The following is an 18859-nucleotide window of genomic DNA, read 5'->3' on the forward strand; positions in this document are numbered from 1 at the left end:
GATGGTTGTCCTCAGCGGTCAAGGGGTTCAATGGTGTCCGGGCGAACGCTCGCGCCGAACTGTTCGATCATCTTCTGTACCAGCGGGTCGAGCGCGATGGATTCCTCGGCGTCGCGCTGGCGCGCGGCGCGCTTGCGGGCGGCGGCCTGGGCGGGGGTCTCCTGCTCCGGCCTGCGCACCTCCACCTCCAGCACCAGGGTACGCCCGTGGTACTGATTCAGCGCATCGTTGATACGACGCTGCTGGTTGGCGTTGAACAGGGCACTCTGCGCCGGGTCGAGGTGCAGGCGCCAGACATCGCCCTCCACGGAGACCAGGGTGCAGTTGGCCGCGATGTTGCCGGTGAGGCCGCTGATGCCCAGGCGCGGGAACAGGTCCAGCCATTCGGCGGCGAGGCCGGTGGCGGGTTGCGCGGCGGGTACGACCTCCGGCACGGTGACAGGCTCGGGTTCGGCGACCGGCAGCTCGTCCATGTAGGCGATGGAGTCGACATCGGCCTCGTAGTAATCGTCATAGTCGCCGGGCGGCGGCTCGTCGTCGTCCGCATCGTCGATGGCGACGGGCTCGGGAAGCGCCTGGGCGGCAACGGGCTGCGCCACGGCAAGCGGTTCGGCGGCGGGCTGCGCGGGGGGAGCGGCAATCTCCACTGCCGGAGCGGACGGCTCGATGGGCTGCTCGACCGGTGCAGGCTCGACGATCGCAGTCGCGGCCTGCGCAGGTTCGGCAGGACGCTCTTCCCACGGCAGGTCGATCACTTCGGCCGGGGTGACAGCGGGCTGAGCGGCCTGGACCGGCTCGGCCACTGGCTGCGGCTGCGGCGCAGGTGCAGGTGCAGGCTCTGCAACGGGAGCCGCCTCGACCACGGCGGGTGCGACCGGTGTTTCGACGACGGGAGTGGCAGCCACCGGCTCCGGCGCGACCGGGGTCTGCACGACGGCAGGAGACGCGACCACGGGCCCGGCAACCGGCTGGGGGGCCGCTACCGTCGCGACGGGGGATACGGGAGCAACCGGCGCCGCGATGCTGGCGCCGGCCACTGGTGTGTTCGAGGAATCAGCCGTGGCCTTGCTGATTCCCGGGTCCTTTAGCGTGACCCTCGGCGCACCGTCCACATCCGCTGGACGGAACGCCAGCATGCGCAGCAGCACCATCTCGAAGCCACCGCGCGGGTCCGGCGCCAGGGGCAGGTCACGACGGCCGATCAGGCCCATCTGGTAATAGAACTGCACGTCTTCGGCAGGCAATGCCTCGGCCAGGGCCAGTACGCGATCACGGTCGCCCTGGCCGTTGTCCACCGCGTCCGGCAAGGCCTGGGCGATGGCGACACGGTGCAGCACGTTGAGGATCTCGGCGAGCACGCCACTCCAGTCCGGGCCCTGCTCGGCCAGGTGGCGGATGGCCTCCAGCACGCCACGGGCATCGCCCTGCAGCAGCGCATGGAGCACGCCATAGACCTGGCCATGGTCGAGCGTGCCGAGCATGGCGCGCACGTCGGCAGCCAGGACCTTGCCCTCGCCGAAGGCGATGGCCTGGTCGGTGAGGCTCATGGCGTCGCGCATCGAGCCGTCGGCGGCACGCCCCAGGAGCCATAGGGCATCGGGCTCGAACGGCACGTTCTCGGCACCCAGGACGTGGGTCAGGTGCTCGACCACACGCTCCGGCGGCATGTTCTTCAGGGAGAACTGCAAGCAGCGCGAAAGGATGGTGACGGGCAGCTTCTGCGGGTCGGTGGTGGCCAGCAGGAACTTCACATGGGGCGGCGGCTCTTCGAGGGTCTTGAGCAGCGCGTTGAACGAGTGCGTGGAGAGCATGTGCACTTCGTCGATGAGGTAGACCTTGTAGCGACCACGGCTCGGCGCGTACTGCACGTTGTCCAGCAGTTCGCGGGTGTCCTCGACCTTGGTGCGGCTCGCGGCGTCCACCTCGATCAGGTCGACGAAACGGCCTTCGTCGATCTCGCGGCACACCGAGCACTGGCCACAGGGCGTGGAGCTGATGCCGGTCTCGCAGTTCAGGCACTTGGCCAGGATGCGCGCGATGGTGGTCTTGCCCACGCCACGGGTACCGGTGAACAGGTAGGCATGGTGCAGGCGCTGGTTGTCCAGGGCGTTGATCAGGGCCTTCAGCACATGGGTCTGGCCGACCATTTCGCGGAACGAGCGCGGACGCCATTTACGTGCAAGAACCTGATAACTCATTGAAAACCGTCGCAGCTGGGAAATCGGAAGGGGCTAATGCTAGCGGAGCAAACCGCAAATTGCATCCGATGCGAAGTGCTCTATTTCCATCGGATGAGACAAGGGGCATTGTGAACGCTCCTCCACGCCCCTGCGAGGGAGCCCGATGCGTCCATTGCTCCTCTTCCCGCTGCTGGTCGCCAGCGCGCTGGCCTTCGCCGAGCCGGCGCCCTTGCGCTTTTCCGCGGTGGACAGCTGGGCCATGCCCGTGGCTCAGATCGAGGGCAACGAGCTGACCGGCGGCATCCTCTTCGACATCATCCAGGGGCTGAGTCGGCGCCTCGACCGCCCCCTGGAAGTCGACGTGCTGCCGCGCACCCGCGTCCAGCTGGCGCTGGAGCACGGCGACATCGACGTGCGCTGCTACGTGAGCCCCAACTGGATGGGGGACCTGGGCGTGAATTACCTGTGGAGCGAGCCGATCCTGGTGCAGCGCGACCTGCTGGTGAGCGCTCCCGACAACGCGCTTCCCGTCGACCCGCAGCGTTTGCCGGCACAGAACATCGGCACCGTGCTGGGCTACGCCTACCCGAGCCTGCAGCAGCGCTTCGACAACGGCACCCTTCAACGGGACGATGCACGCAACCAGGGCCTGGTGCTGCAGAAGCTCGGCGCGGGCCGCTACCACTATGCGGTGAGCAGCGAGCTGGCGCTGAAATGGTTCAACCGCGGCATGCCGGCAAGCGAGCGCCTGGCTGCGGTGGCGGTACTGGAAGAGGAACCCGTGGCCTGCCTGGTACGCAATGCGCCCGAGATACCGGCGAACGAGATCGTGCGTGCACTGGCGCGCATGCGGACATCGGGGGAGATAGAGAGAATCGTGTCGCGCTACCGGTGAATCGCAGCGCTGGGAGATGGGGGTGACCCTACCAGCCACACCCCGGCACACAATGTTCCCGCTGTGGCTGCTTCCTTCCGGATCTGACCAGGTTCACGGGTAATCGTTGCGGGGGGACCGGCAGGGCCACCATAACGCAGCTCGCCAGATCGGCGAGCCGCGCCATTGTACCGGCTCTTCGCCAACTTACAACTGCTAAAAACATTTCCGTTACAAGCACTTGCGGCTCATACCCGGAAGCGCCCGACCAGCTTCGCGAGGCCACTGGAAAGCTCGGACAGGTGCCGGCTCGCCTGGGTGCTCTGCTCGGAGGTCTGCGCGGCTTCGTTGGACAGGTCGCGGATGTCGCTGATGTTGCGGGCGATCTCTTCGGTCACGCTGCTCTGCTCCTCGCAGGCGGTGGCGATCTGCGCGGCCATATCGTTGATCCGCTGCACCGAGTCGCCGGTGTCCGAGAGCGCCTGGTCGACACCCGCGGCACGCTCGACGCTGTCACGGGCCTGGACGCTGCCCGAGTGCATGGCCTTCACCGCGTTCTGTACGCCGATCTGCAGGCGCTCGATCATCTGCTGGATGTCCTTGGTGGAGTCCTGGGTCCTTGCGGCCAGGGCGCGGACCTCATCGGCCACGACGGCGAAGCCCCTGCCCTGCTCGCCCGCACGCGCCGCCTCGATGGCCGCGTTGAGCGCCAACAGGTTGGTCTGGTCGGCGATGCCCTTGATCACGGCCAGCACGGCGCCGATGTTGGCGGTTTCCTGCTCCAGCGTGCCGATGGTGGTGGAGGCGCTTTCCACTTCCTGAGCGAGCTGGCGGATCGCCTTGATCGTCGCCCCCACGACCTGGGCTCCCTCGCGGGACTGGTTCTCGGCGAAGCGCGCGGCATCGGCGGCGTTCTGCGCGTTGCGCGCGACCTCATGGACGGCTGCGCTCATCTCGGTGGCGGCGGTGCTGACCTGGTCGACCGCCGCGTGCTCGCTGCTGATCAGCCGATCGTTGGCGGCCGCGAGCCCGGCCAGGCTCTGCGCCGAGTCGGCCACCTCGCCGGTCACCCGGCCGACCTCCCTAATCAGCGGCTGCAGCTTGTCGAGGAAGCGGTTGAAGGCATGACTGAGCTTGCCCAGTTCGTCACGCGAAGTGACGTCGAGCCGCACCCGCAGGTCGCCGTCGCCATCGGCGATCTGTTCGATGCGCTCGAGCAGGCGGAGCAGCGGCCGGGTCACCAGGGTGGGGAAGCCGATCACCAGCACCATGCAGATGCCCAGGCCGATGACGATGATCACGCCCTGCTGCCAGCTGCGCGCCTCACCGATGGCGATCGCCCGCAGCCCTTCGGCATTGGCCGCCTTGTCTTCGAGCTCGCCCAGCTTGTCGATGGCATCGCGCATGTTCTGGAACTGGCTTTCACTGTCGCCGAAGCTCAGGGCGCTGGCGGCATCCGGGTCGGACGCGGCGAGCTGGACCACCTTGAGAGAGGTGATCTTCCACTTCTCGAAGCCGCTGTCGAACTGGGCGATCAGCTGGCGCGAGTCGGCACCGGTGCTCATTTCGGCGTACTTGTGCACGCGGTCATAGGCTTGCTGCAGGTTTTCCGCATGGTCGGCCTTGAGCTGGTCGATGTGCGCCCCGGCGCTTTCATCCAGCAGGCTGCGCTCGGCGGTGAAGGCCTGATAGAGGTCACGGTCGGCATTGAGCAACAGGCTGATGGCCGGCAGGTAGCGGTTGGTCAGCTGCTTGCTGGAGTCCGCGACCTGGGACACCCCCTGCATGCCCAGGCCGCCCATCAGCACCAGGAGGACCACCAGGAGCAGGATCGGCAGGGCGATCTTCCAGCGAAACCCCAGATCGGCAAAGGCACGTAGCATGGTGGATCTCCGCGATGTCATGGCGAGGTAACAGCAAGCGTAGACGGCCAGGAACGGCCTGTCGGCCCCGTCGCGCCGCACCCTGGCGATGAGCGGAATCACTTCGTCGCCGGCCTGACACGGCTTTTGTGCTAGCGTGCCGCCGGCTTCGCCACCGGGCCCGCTACCATTGCACTTTCAGCGCCGGCGCGGGTCTCAATCCGCGCCGGCGATCCCGGCGCGGCAGCGAGCCGAACCCACCCCCACTGGAGCTACACCATGGCAATCACCAAAGACCAACTGATCGCAGACATCGCGGAAGCAACCGACACCACCAAGGCCTCCGTGCGCGCCGTGCTGGAACAGCTGAGCGAGATCGTCAGCGATACGCTGGAGAACAGTGATGAAATCACCCTGCCGGGCATCGGCAAGCTGAAGATCACCGAGCGCCCGGCACGCACCGGCCGCAACCCGCAGACCGGCAAGAGCATCGAGATCGCGGCCAAGAAGGTCGTCAAGTTCGTGCCGGCCAAGGGCCTCAGCGACGCCGTGAACAAGTAAGGGATCGGCAACGAAAAGGCCGGGCAGATGCCCGGCCTTTTCATTTGCGCCTTCGGTGCGCCCTGCGCTCGCGGGAGCGCCGATGGGTCAGAGCGAGACGCCCATCCCCTTCAGCTCGGCCAGGAATGCCTCCTCGTCCAGCACGCGCACGCCCAGCTCGGTGGCCTTGGCCAGCTTCGAACCGGCGCCGGGGCCGGCCACCACGCAATGGGTACGGGCCGAGACCGAGCCGGCCACCTTGGCACCCAGGGCCTCCAGCTTCTCCTTGGCCACATCGCGGCTCATCACCTCCAGGGTGCCGGTCAGCACCCAGGTCTGCCCGGCCAGCGGCAGGCCTTCCACGACCTTCTTCTCACTCTGCCAGTGCATGCCGAATTCACGCAGCTGCGCCTCGATCAGCGCGGCGCGCTCGGCATTGGCAGGCTGGTCGAAGAAGTCGCGCAGGGATTTGGCCGCCTTCTCATTGAGGCGCTCCACCTGGCGCAGGTCCAGCCAGTCGGCCTTGATCACGCCTTCCAGGCTGCCGAACCTGGCCGCCAGTTTCTCTGCGCCGGTGGCGGCGATGAAGGGGATGTTGAGCTTGTCGATGAAACCCGGGAGGGAAGCGCAGGCGGCGAACTCGGGGCTGAGGTCGCCTTCCTCCTGCAGCACGACACCACGGGCCAGCAGGTCGTCGATGACCTTGAGGTTGTGGGCGTCGCTGAAGAAGTTGCGGATCTCGAAGGCGACCTCCAGGCCCACGTCGGGCAGGTAGGTGAGCACCTCCGGCAGCGCCTGGCGGATGCGCGCCAGGGAGCCGAGGGCGCGGGCCAGCAGCTTGGCGGTCTCCTCGCCCACATCGGGAATGCCCAGGGCGTAGATGAAGCGCGCCAGGGTCGGCCTGGCGCTGTCCCGGATCGCCGCCAGCAGGTTGCGGGTCGACAGGTCGGCGAAGCCTTCCAGCGCCACCACCTGGTCGTAGGTCAGGGTGAACAGGTCCGCCGGCGATGCGACCAGCCCGGTATCCACCAGTTGCTCGACGATCTTGTCGCCCAGGCCTTCGATATCCAGCGCACGGCGGGAAGCGAAGTGGATGATCGCCTGCTTCAGCTGGGCGCCACAGGCCAGGCGGCCAACGCAGCGGTAGACCGAGCCCTCGCTGGTGGTTTCCTTGCCCTTGGCACGCTTGACCAGTTGCGTGCGCTCCACGGCGGAACCACACACCGGGCACTGCTCGGGCACATGCACCTCGCGGGCGTTCTCGGGGCGGCGCTCAAGCACGACCTGCATCACCTGGGGAATCACGTCACCCGCGCGGCGGATGATCACGGTGTCGCCGATCTTCAGGCCCAGGCGCGCGACCTCGTCCATGTTGTGCAGGGTGGCATTAGCCACGGTGACGCCGGCCACCTTGACCGGCTTCAACCGTGCCACCGGGGTGACGGCACCGGTACGGCCGACCTGGAACTCCACGTCCAGCAGCTCGGTGAGCTCCTCCTGGGCGGGGAATTTGTGGGCCAGCGCCCAGTGCGGGGTGCGGGCGCGGAAGCCCAGCTGCTGCTGGTCCTCGATGTTGTTGACCTTGAACACCACGCCGTCGATGTCGTAGGCCAGGGCCATGCGGCGTTCGCCGATGTCGTGGTAGTAGGCCAGGCAGGCTTCAACCCCCTTGGCCAGCTTCAGCTCGCGGCTGATGGGTACGCCCCAGGCCTTGAGCTGCTCGAGCATGCCGACCTGGGTAGCCGACAGCTCGCCGCTGACCTGGCCGATGCCGTAGCAGCAGAACTCCAGCGGGCGACTGGCGGTGATGCGCGGGTCCAGCTGGCGCAGGCTGCCGGCCGCGGCATTGCGCGGGTTGGCGAAGGTCTTGCCGCCGCTTTCCGCCTGGCGCGCGTTGAGCTCCTCGAATCCGGCCTTGGGCATGTACACCTCGCCGCGCACTTCGAGCACGGCGGGCCAGCCCTCGCCCTTGAGCCTGAGCGGTACGTTGCGGATGGTGCGCACGTTGGCGCTGATGTCCTCACCGGTGCTGCCATCGCCCCGGGTGGCGCCGCGCACCAGCTGGCCGTCGCGATACAGCAGGCTGACCGCCAGGCCGTCGAGCTTGGGCTCGCAGCTGTATTCCACCTCAGCGCCACCGCCGAACAGGTCGCCGGAGGAAAGCCCCAGGCCGCTCTGCACGCTGCGGTCGAAGGCGCGCAGGTCTTCTTCCTCGAAGGCGTTGCCCAGGCTGAGCATGGGCACCTCGTGGCGCACCTCGCCGAAGGCGCTGAGGGCTTCGCCGCCCACGCGCTGGGTGGGCGACTCCGGCGTCACCAGCTCGGGATGCTCGGCCTCCAGGGCCTGCAGCTCGCGGAACAGGCGGTCGTATTCGGCATCGGGCACGCTGGGTTCGTCCAGCACGTAGTAGCGGTAGTTGTGCTCATCCAGTTCGGCACGCAATTGGTGGATGCGCTGGGCGGCAGTCTGGGCGTCGTTCATGGTTCGTGCTCTTTTCTATGCAAACGAAAAGAGCAGCCTGAGCTGCTCTTTCGATGGATCCTGTGGTTCAGCGCTTGTGAGTCAGGCTGCGGCGCTCGAATTCGACGATGCGCTGGCGGTAATGCTCGATCGTCTGCGCGGTCATCACGCTGCGCTGGTCGTCCTTCAACTCGCCGTTCAGTTCCTGGGACAGCTTGCGGGCCGCGGCGACCATCACGTCGAAGGCCTGTTTCGGGTGGCGCGGGCCGGGCAGGCCGAGGAAGAAGCTGACCGCACGGGTGCTGAAGTGGTCGATGTCGTCCAGGTCGAAGGTGCCGGGCTTGACGCCGTTGGCCATGGAGAACAGCACCTCGCCATTGCCGGCCATGCTCTCGTGGCGATGGAAGATGTCCATCTCGCCGAAGCGCAGGCCGCTTTCGAGAATGTTCTGCAGCAGGGCCGGGCCCTTGAAGCCGTCACCGTCGCGGGCCACCACGTTGATCACCAGCACCTCCTCCACCGGGGGCAGGTCCTGGGCGGGGGCGTGGGCCTTGCCGTTCTTGGCGCCCTTGGCCGGGGCGACGTCGTCGACCGGGGTCAGCAGGGTCGGCACCGGCTCGTCGAGGTTGAGGTCACCCTGGTGCGGCTCGCTGCCACGGCGCTTGTTCAGCTCCTTGGCGCTCATGGGCGGCAGGTCCTCCTCGTCCAGCGAGGGCTCCTGGTGACGCTCCTTGACGCGTACAGGACCGACCAGGGCGGGGTCCTCCTCGTCGTCAGGGAGGTTGGAGAAACTACGATCGAGCTTGAACTTGAGTTTTCCCTTGCCGCCGCTCATGCGACGCCAGCCATCGAACAAAATGCCGGCGATTACGATGATGCCGATGACGATCAGCCACTCGCGCAGACCGATATCCATTAATCCTGTGTCCCCTGGTCAAAAAATATTCTGATGATGGTGAAGAAAGGACATCCGGTCCTCTGAAAACGTGGCGCCCAACTCCATGTTCTGAATGGCGTTTTCCACGTGCGACAAAATTGGGCATTAAGCTAGCACGGCCAGCCCAGCAGAGAAACCTCTGATAGAGGCTTCACGGCCCTCCGGGCGAAAAGGTTGCACCCCCGCCCGATCAGGCCTCTACGAGGGAAAGAGCCTCCTCGACGTCCACCGCGACCAGGCGCGAGCATCCCGGCTCGTGCATGGTCACGCCCATCAGCTGATCGGCCATTTCCATGGCGATCTTGTTGTGGGTGATATAGATGAACTGGACCTTCTCCGACATCTCCTTCACCAGCCTCGCGTAACGTCCGACGTTGGCATCGTCGAGTGGCGCGTCCACTTCGTCGAGCATGCAGAACGGCGCGGGGTTGAGCTGGAAGATGGCGAATACCAGGGCCAGCGCGGTGAGCGCCTTCTCGCCACCGGAAAGCAGGTGGATGGTGCTGTTCTTCTTGCCCGGGGGCCGCGCCATGATGGCGACGCCGGTATCCAGCAGGTCTTCCCCGGTCAGCTCCAGGTAGGCGTGGCCGCCCCCGAAGACCTTGGGGAACAGCGCCTGCAGGCCGGAGTTGATCTGGTCGAAGGTCTCCTTGAAGCGGTTGCGCGTCTCCTTGTCGATCTTGCGGATGACGTTCTCCAGGGTCTCCAGCGCCTCCACCAGGTCGTCGTTCTGGGCGTCCAGGTAGCGCTTGCGCTCGGACTGCTGCTGGTACTCGTCGATGGCCGCGAGGTTGATCGGCCCGAGGCGCTGGATGCGCGCCGCGAGGCGTTCGAGTTCTTCTTCCCAGGCCGCTTCGCTGGCCTCCCCCGGGAGCGTCGCGAGCACGCCGTGGAGGTCGTAGCCGTCCTCGTGGAGCTGGTCCTGCAGCGTCTTGCGACGCACGCTCAGGGCCTGCCACTCCATGCGCTGCTGCTCCAGCTGGCCACGCAGCAGCTGCGACTGCTGCTCGGCCTGGGTGCGACGCTTCTCGGCATCGCGCAATTCACGGTCGGCGTCCTCCAGGGCCAGGCGCGCGAGCTTGAGCTCTTCCTCCACGCCCATGCGCCGGTCGAGCAGCTCCTCGAGTTTCATGCGCAGCTCTTCCAGCGGAGCGGTGCCCTCCTCCAGGTTCAGGCTGAGCTGTTCGCGACGCTCCTCGAGGCGCTCGAACTGCAGGCTCAGGCGCTCCAGCGCCTGGCGCGTGGAGTCGTGCTGGGCGCGCAACGAGCCGACACGCACAGCCAGTTGGTGAGCGTGGTCCTTGTGCTGACGGGCCTCCTGGCGGATACGGTCGAGGCGCTCGCGCAGGTTGTCGCGCTCGGCGAGCAGCTTCTCGCGCTGCTCGGTGTCGGTTTCCATCGCATCCAGTGCGTCCTGCAGGGTCAGGCGCGATTCGCCGAGCTGCTCGTGCTCGATGGCGCGCTGCTCGTCCAGTTCGGCCAGCTCGGCCTCCAGGCGGCGGCGACGCAGGGTGAGCTGCTCGACCTTGGCCTGCTGGGCGGACAATTGCGCCTTGAGCTCACCGAGACGACGGGATTCGTCCTGCGCACGGCGACGCTGCTGCTCGCGGCTTTCCTCCTGCTGGCGCTGATGGTCGCGCAGCTGTTGCAGGCGCTCCTCCAGGGCCTCCAGGGCAGCCTGCTGCTCGTCGCGCTCGGCGTGCAGGCGCTCCAGCTCCTGACCCCGGGCCAGCACGCCGCTCTCGGCTTCGCTGGCACGGCGCACCCGCAGGAAATTGCGCCCGACCCAGTAGCCGTCACGGCTGATGAGGCTCTCGTCGGCAGCCAGCGTCGCGCGGGCGGCCAGGGCCTGGTCGAGGCTGTCCACGGGTCGCACCCGCGCCAGCCAGGGCGTCAGGTCGACGGCGGATTCGACCTTGTCCAGCAGGCTTCCGGATACTCGGGCACCGCCGTTGCCGGCGCTCGCCAGGCGCAGGTCGCCCTGGGTGAAGCCGCTCAGGTCGAGGGTATTGAAATCGTCCAGCAGCACGGCTTGCAGGTCGGCGCCGAGCACGGTCTCCACCGCCAGCTCCCAGCCCGCCTCCACGCGCAAGCCCTCGGCCAGGCGCGGGCGCTGGTCGAGCCGCTGGCCGCGCAACCATTCGGCGGTGCCGGTGCCGGGGTCGAGCGCGGCCTGCTGCAGGGCCTCGAGTGAGGCGATACGGCCGTTCAAGCGCTGCAACTCGCCCTGGGCGCGCTGCTGGGCCTGGGTCGCCTGCTGCAACTCCTCACGCAGTTGCTCCAGGCGCTCGACCTGGGCCTCTTCGGCGGCCTGCAGCTCTTCCAGTTGCAGCTCGCCGGCGGCGAGCTGTTCGCTCAGTTCGAGAATGGCGGCGTCTTCCGGATCGGCCGCGAGCTGGGCGCGCTCGTCGTTGAGGCGACGCTCGCGCTCCAATAGGCGCTCTAGGCTCTGCTCCAGCTGCTGGATGCGTGCCTGCTGCACTTCAGCCTGGCGGCGCGGCTCGGCGCTGCGCTGGTTGAAACCGTCCCATTGCTCCTGCCAGGCGTGCATGCCGGTCTCGGCTTCCTCCAGCTGGGCGGCGGCCTCTTCGGCGGCGGCAGCGCTGACTTCCTGCTCGGGCGCGAGCATTTCCAGCTCCTCGCCGAGGGTCGCCAGCAGGGTGCGATCGTGGCCGAGGTGGGATTCGGTTTCCTGGCGGGCACGTTCGGCGTCACGCAGGTCGTCCTGCAACTGGCGCAGGCGCTGCTGGCCGTGCTGGATGCTCTGCTCGACCCGGGCGATATCGCCCCCCACCGAGTAGAAGCGACCCTGGACCAGGTTGAAGCGCTCGGACAGCTCGTGGTGGCCGTCGCGCAGGCGCTCGATACTGGCGTCGGCGCTGCGCTGCTCGGCCACCAGCGCTTCGAAGCTGACTTCCTGGCTGCCGATCACCGCCTCGCGCTGGCCCACCTGCTCGTTCAGCGCCTGCCACTTGAGGGCGGCGAGCTGGGCGCGCAGCTGGCGCTCCTCGGCCTTGTACTCCTGGTACTTCTCGGCGGCCTGGGCCTGGCGGTGCAGGCGCTCGAGCTGGCGCTCCAGCTCTTCGCGCAGGTCGGTGAGGCGCGCGAGGTTCTCGTGGGTACGACGGATGCGGCTCTCGGTCTCGCGGCGGCGCTCCTTGTACTTGGAGATGCCGGCGGCTTCCTCGATGAAGTTGCGCAGGTCCTCGGGCTTGGCCTCGATCAGCTTGGAGATCATCCCCTGCTCGATGATCGAGTAGCTGCGCGGGCCGAGGCCGGTGCCGAGGAAGATGTCGGTGATGTCGCGGCGCCGGCACTTGGTGCCGTTGAGGAAGTAGGTGTTCTGCCCGTCGCGGCTGACCCGGCGGCGGATGGAGATCTCGGCGAAGGCCGCGTATTCGCCCACCAGGGTGTTGTCGGAGTTGTCGAAGATCAGCTCGATGCTGGCCTGGGCCACCGGCTTGCGGGTGTTGGAGCCGTTGAAGATGACGTCGGTCATCGACTCGCCGCGCAGGTTCTTAGCCGAGCTTTCGCCCATCACCCAGCGCACGGCGTCGATGATGTTGGATTTGCCACAGCCGTTGGGGCCGACGACCGCGGCCATGTTGCTGGGGAAGCTGACCGTGGTCGGGTCGACGAAGGATTTGAACCCCGCCAGTTTGATGCACTTGAGCCGCATCCCTGCCTCCCTCGGTCAGTGAACCGTCAGCGCCCGGCCAGCGCGGCGAGCACCAGCTGGCAGTTGTGCTGGCCGTAGGCGAGCAGTACGTCGCGGATACGCGCCGGCTCGCGGGCGATCACCGCCTGCAGCAGGTCGGCGAAGGCAAGCATGAACTGGGCCATCTCGCCTTTGCGCTGCTCCAGCGCCAGGTGATAGGTGCGGCTGATGGCCGGCAGCAGGTTCTCCACCGTCTCTTCCAGGTAGGGGTTGTCGGCGAAGGGGTAGGCGGCACGCATGATGTCGAAGCTGGCGTCGACGAAGTTGCCGATGTCGTGCTCCTTCAGGCACTCCTCCAGGCGCAGCTGGATGGCGCGGAACGGCGCGAGGTCGTCATCGGTCCGCCAGCGCTGGGCCACGGCATTGGCCAGCAGGATGTACATCTCCATCATCAACGCATAGAGGCTCTGCACGTGATGAGGGGTGAGCTCGGACACCTGCGCCCCGCGGCGTGGGAGGATATTGATCAGGTGGCGACGCTCGAGGATCAGCAATGCCTCGCGCACCGAGCCGCGGCTGACGTTGAGGGACTGGGTGACCTTCTGTTCCTGAATCCGTTCGCGGGCCTTCATCTCGCCGCGGATGATGCGCTCGGCGAGGTGGTGGGCGATCTGTTCGGCGAGGCTGTCCGGTGCCTTGAACGTCATGGTTTTCCTTCGGTCATGGAGGCTGGGGATGTCCGTAAGGCGCCCTCGGCGATAGCTCCGGCGTTGGCGAAAGCCCGGGAACGCAGCAGCTACAAGGGTTTGCGGCCCGCAGCGGAACGCTGCAGGGGGCGAAGTGTAACACAGGGTGTTACCCCGCAAAGGTGACATCAAGCGGGCATTCAGACCTAAAGGTCGGTCGCCGGGCGGGGCTGGGAGGCGCACGATTGTCTGACAATCTTACAAGAACCCATCCACCTCGACGCGGAGACCACCCATGTTCGAACGCCTGCCTTCCAACTGGATGCTCGCCCTGAAAAAGGTCGGCTACTGGATCTGGCTGATCCCGGTTGCCGGGATTCCCATGAGCTTCTATTGGTCGCTGGACAGCAGCCATCCCAATGCGTGGCCCTGGCTGGTGATCACCGTGGTCTTCGGGGTGATACCGATCCTCGATGCCATCGTCGGCCGCGATCCGGCCAACCCCGACGAGGCCGAGCAGGTGCCGGAGATGGAGCGTCAGGACTACTACCAGGTGCTCAGCCTGGCCACCGTGCCCTTGCTGCTGGGCATGCTGGTCTGGAGCGGCTGGGTCTTCATCCACCACGAGGACTGGAACTGGGTCGGCCGCCTCGGCTGGCTGCTCTCGGTGGGCACCGTGATGGGCGCCATCGGCATCACCGTCTCCCACGAACTGATCCACAAGGACCCGAAGATCGAGCAGAACGCCGGCGGCCTGCTGCTGGCGGCGGTGTGCTACGCGGGGTTCAAGGTCGAGCATGTGCGTGGCCACCACGTTCACGTGTCGACGCCCGAGGACGCCTCCTCCTCCCGCTATGGCCAGAGCCTCTACGCCTTCCTGCCCCACGCCTACAAGCACAACTTCCTCAATGCCTGGCAGCTGGAGGCCGAGCGCCTCAAGCGCAAGGGCCTGCCTGCACTGCATTGGCGCAACGAGCTGATCTGGTGGTACGCCATCAGTGCAGCCTTCACCGCAGGGTTCGGCCTGGCGTTCGGCTGGCTCGGCGTGCTGTTCTTCCTCGGCCAGTCGGCCATGGCCTTCACCCTGCTGGAGATCGTCAACTACGTGGAGCACTACGGCCTGCACCGGCGCAAGCTGGAGAACGGCCGCTATGAGCGGACCAGCCCGGAGCACTCCTGGAACAGCAACTTCCTGCTCACCAACCTGTTCCTCTTCCACCTGCAGCGCCACTCGGACCACCACGCCTACGCCAAGCGCCGCTACCAGGTGCTGCGCCACTTCGAGGACAGCCCGCAGCTGCCCAACGGCTACGCGGGGATGATCGTCCTGGCGCTGATCCCGCCGCTCTGGCGCGCGGTGATGGACCCCCGCGTCCGTGCCTACTATGCAGGCGAGGAACACCAGCTGACGGAGTCGCAACAGGCCGCCTGACCCCTTCCCCGCCCGACCTTTTGACCGACGCCCCCGCATGGGGGCGTCGGCGTTTCTACACTTGCAGATGACTGGCACGGATTAAGCAACTTTGCCGTGCCAGAGCGGGCGCGCCGGCTTCATGGCCCATTGGCGTGAAGATTTTCTGACTTTTGGGTCAAATATTTATTGACCAGAAAGTCAGGGGATTCTAAATTCGCCGCCATACGAGCCCTCGTAAAAACAATAAAGTGCCTGGAGGTCGTCCTTGATCCAGTTTTTAGTCAATCGGGAGCTGCGCACCGAGCGCGATCTCGATCCCAACGTCACCGTGCTCAACTACTTGCGTGAACACTTGGCCAAACCCGGAACCAAAGAGGGCTGTGCCTCGGGCGACTGCGGCGCCTGCACGGTCGTCGTCGGCGAGCTGCAGGGGGATCGCATCCGCTATCGCACCCTCAACTCCTGCCTGACATTCGTTTCGTCCCTGCACGGCAAGCAGCTGATCACCGTGGAAGACCTCAAGCACAAGGGCCAGTTGCATTCCGTGCAACAGGCCATGGTCGACTGCCATGGCTCCCAGTGCGGCTTCTGCACCCCCGGCTTCGTCATGTCGCTGTTCGCCCTGCAGAAGAACAGCGATGGCTACGACAAGGCCCAGACCCTGGAAGCCCTGGCCGGCAACCTGTGCCGTTGCACCGGCTACCGCCCCATCATCGACGCCGCCGAGCAGGCCTGCTGCCAGAAGCAGCCTGACCAGTTCGACGCCTTCGAGGCCCAGACCGTCGCCCAGCTCCAGGCCATCGCCCCGCGCGAGACCGCCGAGCTCAACAGCGGTGACAAGCGCTGCCTGGTGCCGCTGACCGTCGCCGACCTGGCCGACTTCTACACCGCCAACCCGCAGGCCCGCCTGCTGGCCGGCGGCACCGACCTGGCCCTGGAGGTCACCCAGTTCCACCGCGAGCTGCCGGTGATGATCTACGTCGGCCACATCGACGCCATGAAGCGCGTGGAGATCGGTCCCGACCTCATCGAGATCGGCGCCGCCACCGCGCTCTCCGACTGCTACGACGCCCTGGCCCGCGAATACCCGGACTTCGGCGAACTGCTGCACCGCTTCGCCTCGTTGCAGATCCGCAACCAGGGCACCCTGGGCGGCAACATCGGCAACGCCTCGCCCATCGGCGACGCCCCGCCGCTGCTGATCGCCCTCGGCGCGAAGATCGTCCTGCGCAAGGGCAACCAGACCCGCACCCTGCCCCTGGACGAGTACTTCCTCGACTACAAGGTCACCGTGCGCCAGGAAGCCGAGTTCATCGAGAAGATCCTCGTGCCGCGCGCCCGCGCCAACCAGGCGTTCCGCGCCTACAAGGTGTCCAAGCGCCTGGACGACGACATCTCCGCCGTGTGCGCCGCCTTCAACCTGGTGATCGAAGACGGCGTGGTGCGTGAAGCCCGCATCGCCTTCGGCGGCATGGCCGGCATTCCCAAGCGCGCCGCCGCCTGCGAAGCCGCCCTGCTGGGCGCCGCCTGGTACCCCGGCGTGATCGAACGCGCCTGCGAGGCCCTGGCCCAGGACTTCACCCCTCTGACCGACTTCCGCGCCAGCAAGGAATACCGCCTGCTGACCGCACAGAACCTGTTGCGCAAATTCTTCCTCGAACTGCAGGCCCCCGAAGTCGAAACCCGGGTGACCGCCTATGTGTGATCTCAAGCATGTCGCGCACCAAGCGCCGCGCCCGGCAGTTGCTGGCCAGGAAGCGCAGCACCGCAGGCTTAATCTGCACGTCGCGCCCGTCACCCTTCACGCGGGCGCAGCAGTCGTTGGAGGCACAGAGCATGTCTAACCACCACAAGATCAAATCCCAAGAAGAACTGGCCGCGCTGTTCCGCACCGACATCACCACCGGCGTCGGCAAGAGCGTCAAGCACGAGAGCGCGCCCAAGCACGTCACAGGCGAAGCCGTGTACGTCGACGACCGCCTGGAGTTCCCCAACCAGCTGCACGTCTACGCCCGCATGAGCGACCGCGCCCATGCCCGCATCCTGCGCATCGATACCACCCCCTGCTACGCCTTCCCGGGCGTGGCCATCGCCATAACCGCCGAGGACGTGCCCGGCCAGCTGGACATCGGCCCGGTCGTGGCCGGCGACCCGCTGCTGGCGGACGGCAAGGTCGAATACGTCGGCCAGGTCGTCCTCGCGGTCGGCGCCGACAGCCTGGAGACCGCCCGCAAGGCCGCCATGGCGGCGATCATCGAGTACGAGGACCTGGAGCCGGTGCTCGACGTGGTCGATGCGCTGCGCAAGAAACACTTCGTCCTCGACAGCCACCAGCACAAGCGCGGGGACTCGGCCAGCGCCCTGGCGCGCTCGAAGAACCGCCTGCAGGGCAACCTGCACATCGGCGGCCAGGAGCACTTCTACCTGGAAACCCAGATCTCCTCGGTGATGCCCACCGAGGATGGCGGCATGATCGTCTACACCTCCACGCAGAACGCCACCGAGGTGCAGAAGCTGGTCGCCGAGGTGCTGGGCGTGCACATGCACAAGATCGTCATCGACATGCGCCGCATGGGTGGCGGCTTCGGTGGCAAGGAAACCCAGGCCGCAGGCCCCGCCTGCCTCTGCGCGGTGATCGCGCACCTCACCGGCCGGCCGACCAAGATGCGCCTGCCGCGCATGGAAGACATGACCATCACCGGCAAGCGCCACCCGTTCTACGCCGAGTACGACATCGGCTTCGACGACAACGGCCTGCTCACCGGCATCGAACTGGAGCTGGCGGGCAACTGCGGCTATTCGCCGGACCTCTCCGGCTCCATCGTCGACCGCGCGATGTTCCACTCGGACAACGCCTACTTCCTCGAACACGCCACCATCAACGGCCACCGCTGCAAGACCAACACCGCCTCGAACACCGCCTACCGCGGCTTCGGCGGACCGCAGGGCATGGTGGTGATCGAGGAGATCATGGACGTCATCGCGCGCCACCTGGGCAAGGACCCGCTGGAGGTGCGCAAGACCAACTACTACGGCAAGGACGAGCGCAACGTCACCCACTACTACCAGCCCGTCGAGCACAACATCCTCGACGAGATGACCGCCGAGCTGGAGGCCAGCAGCGAATACGCCAGGCGCCGTGAAGAAATCCGCGCCTTCAACGCCAGGAGCCCGGTGCTGAAGAAGGGCCTGGCGCTGACCCCGGTCAAGTTCGGCATCAGCTTCACCGCCACCTTCCTCAACCAGGCCGGCGCGCTGGTGCACATTTATACCGACGGTTCGATCCACCTGAACCACGGCGGCACCGAGATGGGCCAGGGCCTGAACACCAAGGTCGCCCAGGTGGTGGCCGAGGTCTTCCAGGTGGACATCGGCCGTATCCAGATCACCGCGACCAACACCGACAAGGTGCCCAACACCTCGCCGACCGCTGCCTCCAGCGGCACCGACCTGAACGGCAAGGCCGCCCAGAACGCCGCCGAGACCATCAAGAAGCGCCTGGTGGACTTCCTCGCCAACCACTTCAAGGTGACCGACGAGGACATCGAGTTCCGCAACGAGCAGGTGCGCGTGCGCGATCACTTCCTCTCCTTCGAGGAGATGATCCAGCTCGCCTACTTCAACCAGATCTCGCTCTCCAGCACCGGTTTCTACCGCACGCCGAAGATCTTCTACGACCGCGAGAAGGCCGCCGGCCGCCCCTTCTACTACTTCGCCTACGGCGCCGCCTGTGCGGAAGTGCTGGTGGACACCCTGACCGGCGAATACAAGATGCTGCGCACCGACATCCTGCATGACGTCGGCGCCTCGCTGAACCCGGCCATCGACATCGGCCAGGTGGAGGGTGCGTTCGTCCAGGGCATGGGCTGGCTGACCATGGAGGAGCTGGTGTGGAACGCCAAGGGCAAGCTGATGACCAGCGGCCCGGCGAGCTACAAGATCCCCGCCATCGCCGACATGCCGCTGGACCTGCGGGTCAAGCTGGTGGAGAACCGCAAGAACCCCGAGCAGACCGTGTTCCACTCCAAGGCCGTGGGCGAACCGCCGTTCATGCTCGGCATCGCCGTGTGGTGTGCGCTCAAGGACGCCGTGGCCAGCCTGGCGGACTACAAGGCGCAACCGAACATCGATGCACCGGCCACTCCGGAGCGCGTGCTCTGGGGCGTGGAACAGATGAAGAAGCTGCAGCAGGCGGCCAACAAGCCCGCTGCCAGCCAGGTGGAGCCCGCCTGACGGCGGGCCGGGAGC

The 18859-nt window shown here is 66.6% G+C and carries 11 protein-coding genes, 1 other RNA gene and 1 pseudogene; 5 read left to right on the forward strand and 8 right to left on the reverse strand.

Annotated elements, in window-relative coordinates; genetic code table 11:
• Positions 1-11: 11 nt before the first annotated feature.
• Positions 12-2198 carry a DNA polymerase III subunit gamma/tau gene (gene dnaX / locus HSX14_RS19265; protein WP_173179354.1) on the reverse strand — a complete coding sequence of 729 codons (2187 nt, stop codon included), beginning with the start codon at positions 2196-2198 and terminating at the stop codon, positions 12-14.
• 145 nt (positions 2199-2343) lie between these two features.
• Between dnaX and HSX14_RS19270 the strand changes: the two genes are divergently transcribed.
• Positions 2344-3075 (forward strand): substrate-binding periplasmic protein, encoded by a 732-nt coding sequence (locus HSX14_RS19270; RefSeq protein ID WP_173179352.1) that lies wholly within the window; start codon positions 2344-2346, stop codon positions 3073-3075.
• A 26-nt stretch (positions 3076-3101) separates the two neighbouring features.
• Here HSX14_RS19270 and ffs read toward each other — a convergent pair.
• The 3 genes and pseudogenes from ffs to HSX14_RS31685 all read right to left on the reverse strand — a co-directional run.
• An RNA gene (ffs, locus tag HSX14_RS19275) (signal recognition particle sRNA small type) lies at positions 3102-3198 on the reverse strand.
• Between the two features lie 104 nt (positions 3199-3302).
• Entirely contained in the window at positions 3303-4007 is a 705-nt protein-coding gene (locus tag HSX14_RS31680; RefSeq protein WP_420803759.1) for a methyl-accepting chemotaxis protein, read from the reverse strand.
• A gap of 201 nt (positions 4008-4208) precedes the next feature.
• A pseudogene (locus HSX14_RS31685) lies at positions 4209-4958 on the reverse strand (MCP four helix bundle domain-containing protein); the annotation flags it as partial.
• 237 nt (positions 4959-5195) lie between these two features.
• Here HSX14_RS31685 and HSX14_RS19285 point away from each other — a divergent pair.
• A complete protein-coding gene (locus tag HSX14_RS19285; protein ID WP_173179348.1) occupies positions 5196-5477 on the forward strand; it encodes an HU family DNA-binding protein in 282 nt (93 codons plus the stop codon).
• Between the two features lie 87 nt (positions 5478-5564).
• Here HSX14_RS19285 and ligA read toward each other — a convergent pair whose 3' ends face one another.
• From ligA to HSX14_RS19305, 4 genes are all read right to left on the reverse strand, one after another.
• Entirely contained in the window at positions 5565-7937 is a 2373-nt protein-coding gene (ligA, locus tag HSX14_RS19290; protein WP_173179346.1) for an NAD-dependent DNA ligase LigA, read from the reverse strand.
• A 67-nt stretch (positions 7938-8004) separates the two neighbouring features.
• A complete protein-coding gene (gene zipA / locus HSX14_RS19295; RefSeq protein WP_111263422.1) occupies positions 8005-8832 on the reverse strand; it encodes a cell division protein ZipA in 828 nt (275 codons plus the stop codon).
• A 211-nt stretch (positions 8833-9043) separates the two neighbouring features.
• Positions 9044-12532 carry a chromosome segregation protein SMC gene (gene smc, locus HSX14_RS19300; protein ID WP_173179344.1) on the reverse strand — a complete coding sequence of 1163 codons (3489 nt, stop codon included), beginning with the start codon at positions 12530-12532 and terminating at the stop codon, positions 9044-9046.
• Positions 12533-12558: 26 nt separating this feature from the next.
• Positions 12559-13218, reverse strand: coding sequence for a GntR family transcriptional regulator (locus HSX14_RS19305; RefSeq protein ID WP_173179342.1), 660 nt, complete (start codon positions 13216-13218; stop codon positions 12559-12561).
• A gap of 274 nt (positions 13219-13492) precedes the next feature.
• Between HSX14_RS19305 and HSX14_RS19310 the strand changes: the two genes are divergently transcribed.
• From HSX14_RS19310 to xdhB, 3 genes are all read left to right on the forward strand, one after another.
• Positions 13493-14629: an alkane 1-monooxygenase gene (locus tag HSX14_RS19310; protein ID WP_173179340.1), complete on the forward strand. Its 1137-nt coding sequence runs from the start codon at positions 13493-13495 to the stop codon at positions 14627-14629.
• 247 nt (positions 14630-14876) lie between these two features.
• Complete coding sequence (xdhA, locus tag HSX14_RS19315) at positions 14877-16316, forward strand: xanthine dehydrogenase small subunit (protein WP_173179338.1); 1440 nt, start codon at positions 14877-14879, stop codon at positions 16314-16316.
• Positions 16317-16447: 131 nt separating this feature from the next.
• Complete coding sequence (gene xdhB / locus HSX14_RS19320) at positions 16448-18844, forward strand: xanthine dehydrogenase molybdopterin binding subunit (RefSeq protein ID WP_173179336.1); 2397 nt, start codon at positions 16448-16450, stop codon at positions 18842-18844.
• Positions 18845-18859 lie beyond the last annotated feature (15 nt).

The sequence above is a fragment of the Pseudomonas tohonis genome (assembly GCF_012767755.2).
Taxonomy (GTDB): Bacteria; Pseudomonadota; Gammaproteobacteria; order Pseudomonadales; family Pseudomonadaceae; genus Metapseudomonas; species Metapseudomonas tohonis.

What these genes read in the sequence shown, in the direction of transcription:
- dnaX (WP_173179354.1), bottom strand. Translation starts at nt 2,198, where the DNA reads ATGAGTTATCAGGTTCTTGCACGTAAATGGCGTCCGCGCTCGTTCCGC.
- zipA (WP_111263422.1), bottom strand. Translation starts at nt 8,832, where the DNA reads ATGGATATCGGTCTGCGCGAGTGGCTGATCGTCATCGGCATCATCGTA.
- ligA (WP_173179346.1), bottom strand. Translation starts at nt 7,937, where the DNA reads ATGAACGACGCCCAGACTGCCGCCCAGCGCATCCACCAATTGCGTGCC.
- HSX14_RS19285 (WP_173179348.1), top strand. Translation starts at nt 5,196, where the DNA reads ATGGCAATCACCAAAGACCAACTGATCGCAGACATCGCGGAAGCAACC.
- xdhB (WP_173179336.1), top strand. Translation starts at nt 16,448, where the DNA reads ATGTCTAACCACCACAAGATCAAATCCCAAGAAGAACTGGCCGCGCTG.
- smc (WP_173179344.1), bottom strand. Translation starts at nt 12,532, where the DNA reads ATGCGGCTCAAGTGCATCAAACTGGCGGGGTTCAAATCCTTCGTCGAC.
- HSX14_RS31680 (WP_420803759.1), bottom strand. Translation starts at nt 4,007, where the DNA reads ATGAGCGCAGCCGTCCATGAGGTCGCGCGCAACGCGCAGAACGCCGCC.
- HSX14_RS19270 (WP_173179352.1), top strand. Translation starts at nt 2,344, where the DNA reads ATGCGTCCATTGCTCCTCTTCCCGCTGCTGGTCGCCAGCGCGCTGGCC.
- HSX14_RS19310 (WP_173179340.1), top strand. Translation starts at nt 13,493, where the DNA reads ATGTTCGAACGCCTGCCTTCCAACTGGATGCTCGCCCTGAAAAAGGTC.
- HSX14_RS19305 (WP_173179342.1), bottom strand. Translation starts at nt 13,218, where the DNA reads ATGACGTTCAAGGCACCGGACAGCCTCGCCGAACAGATCGCCCACCAC.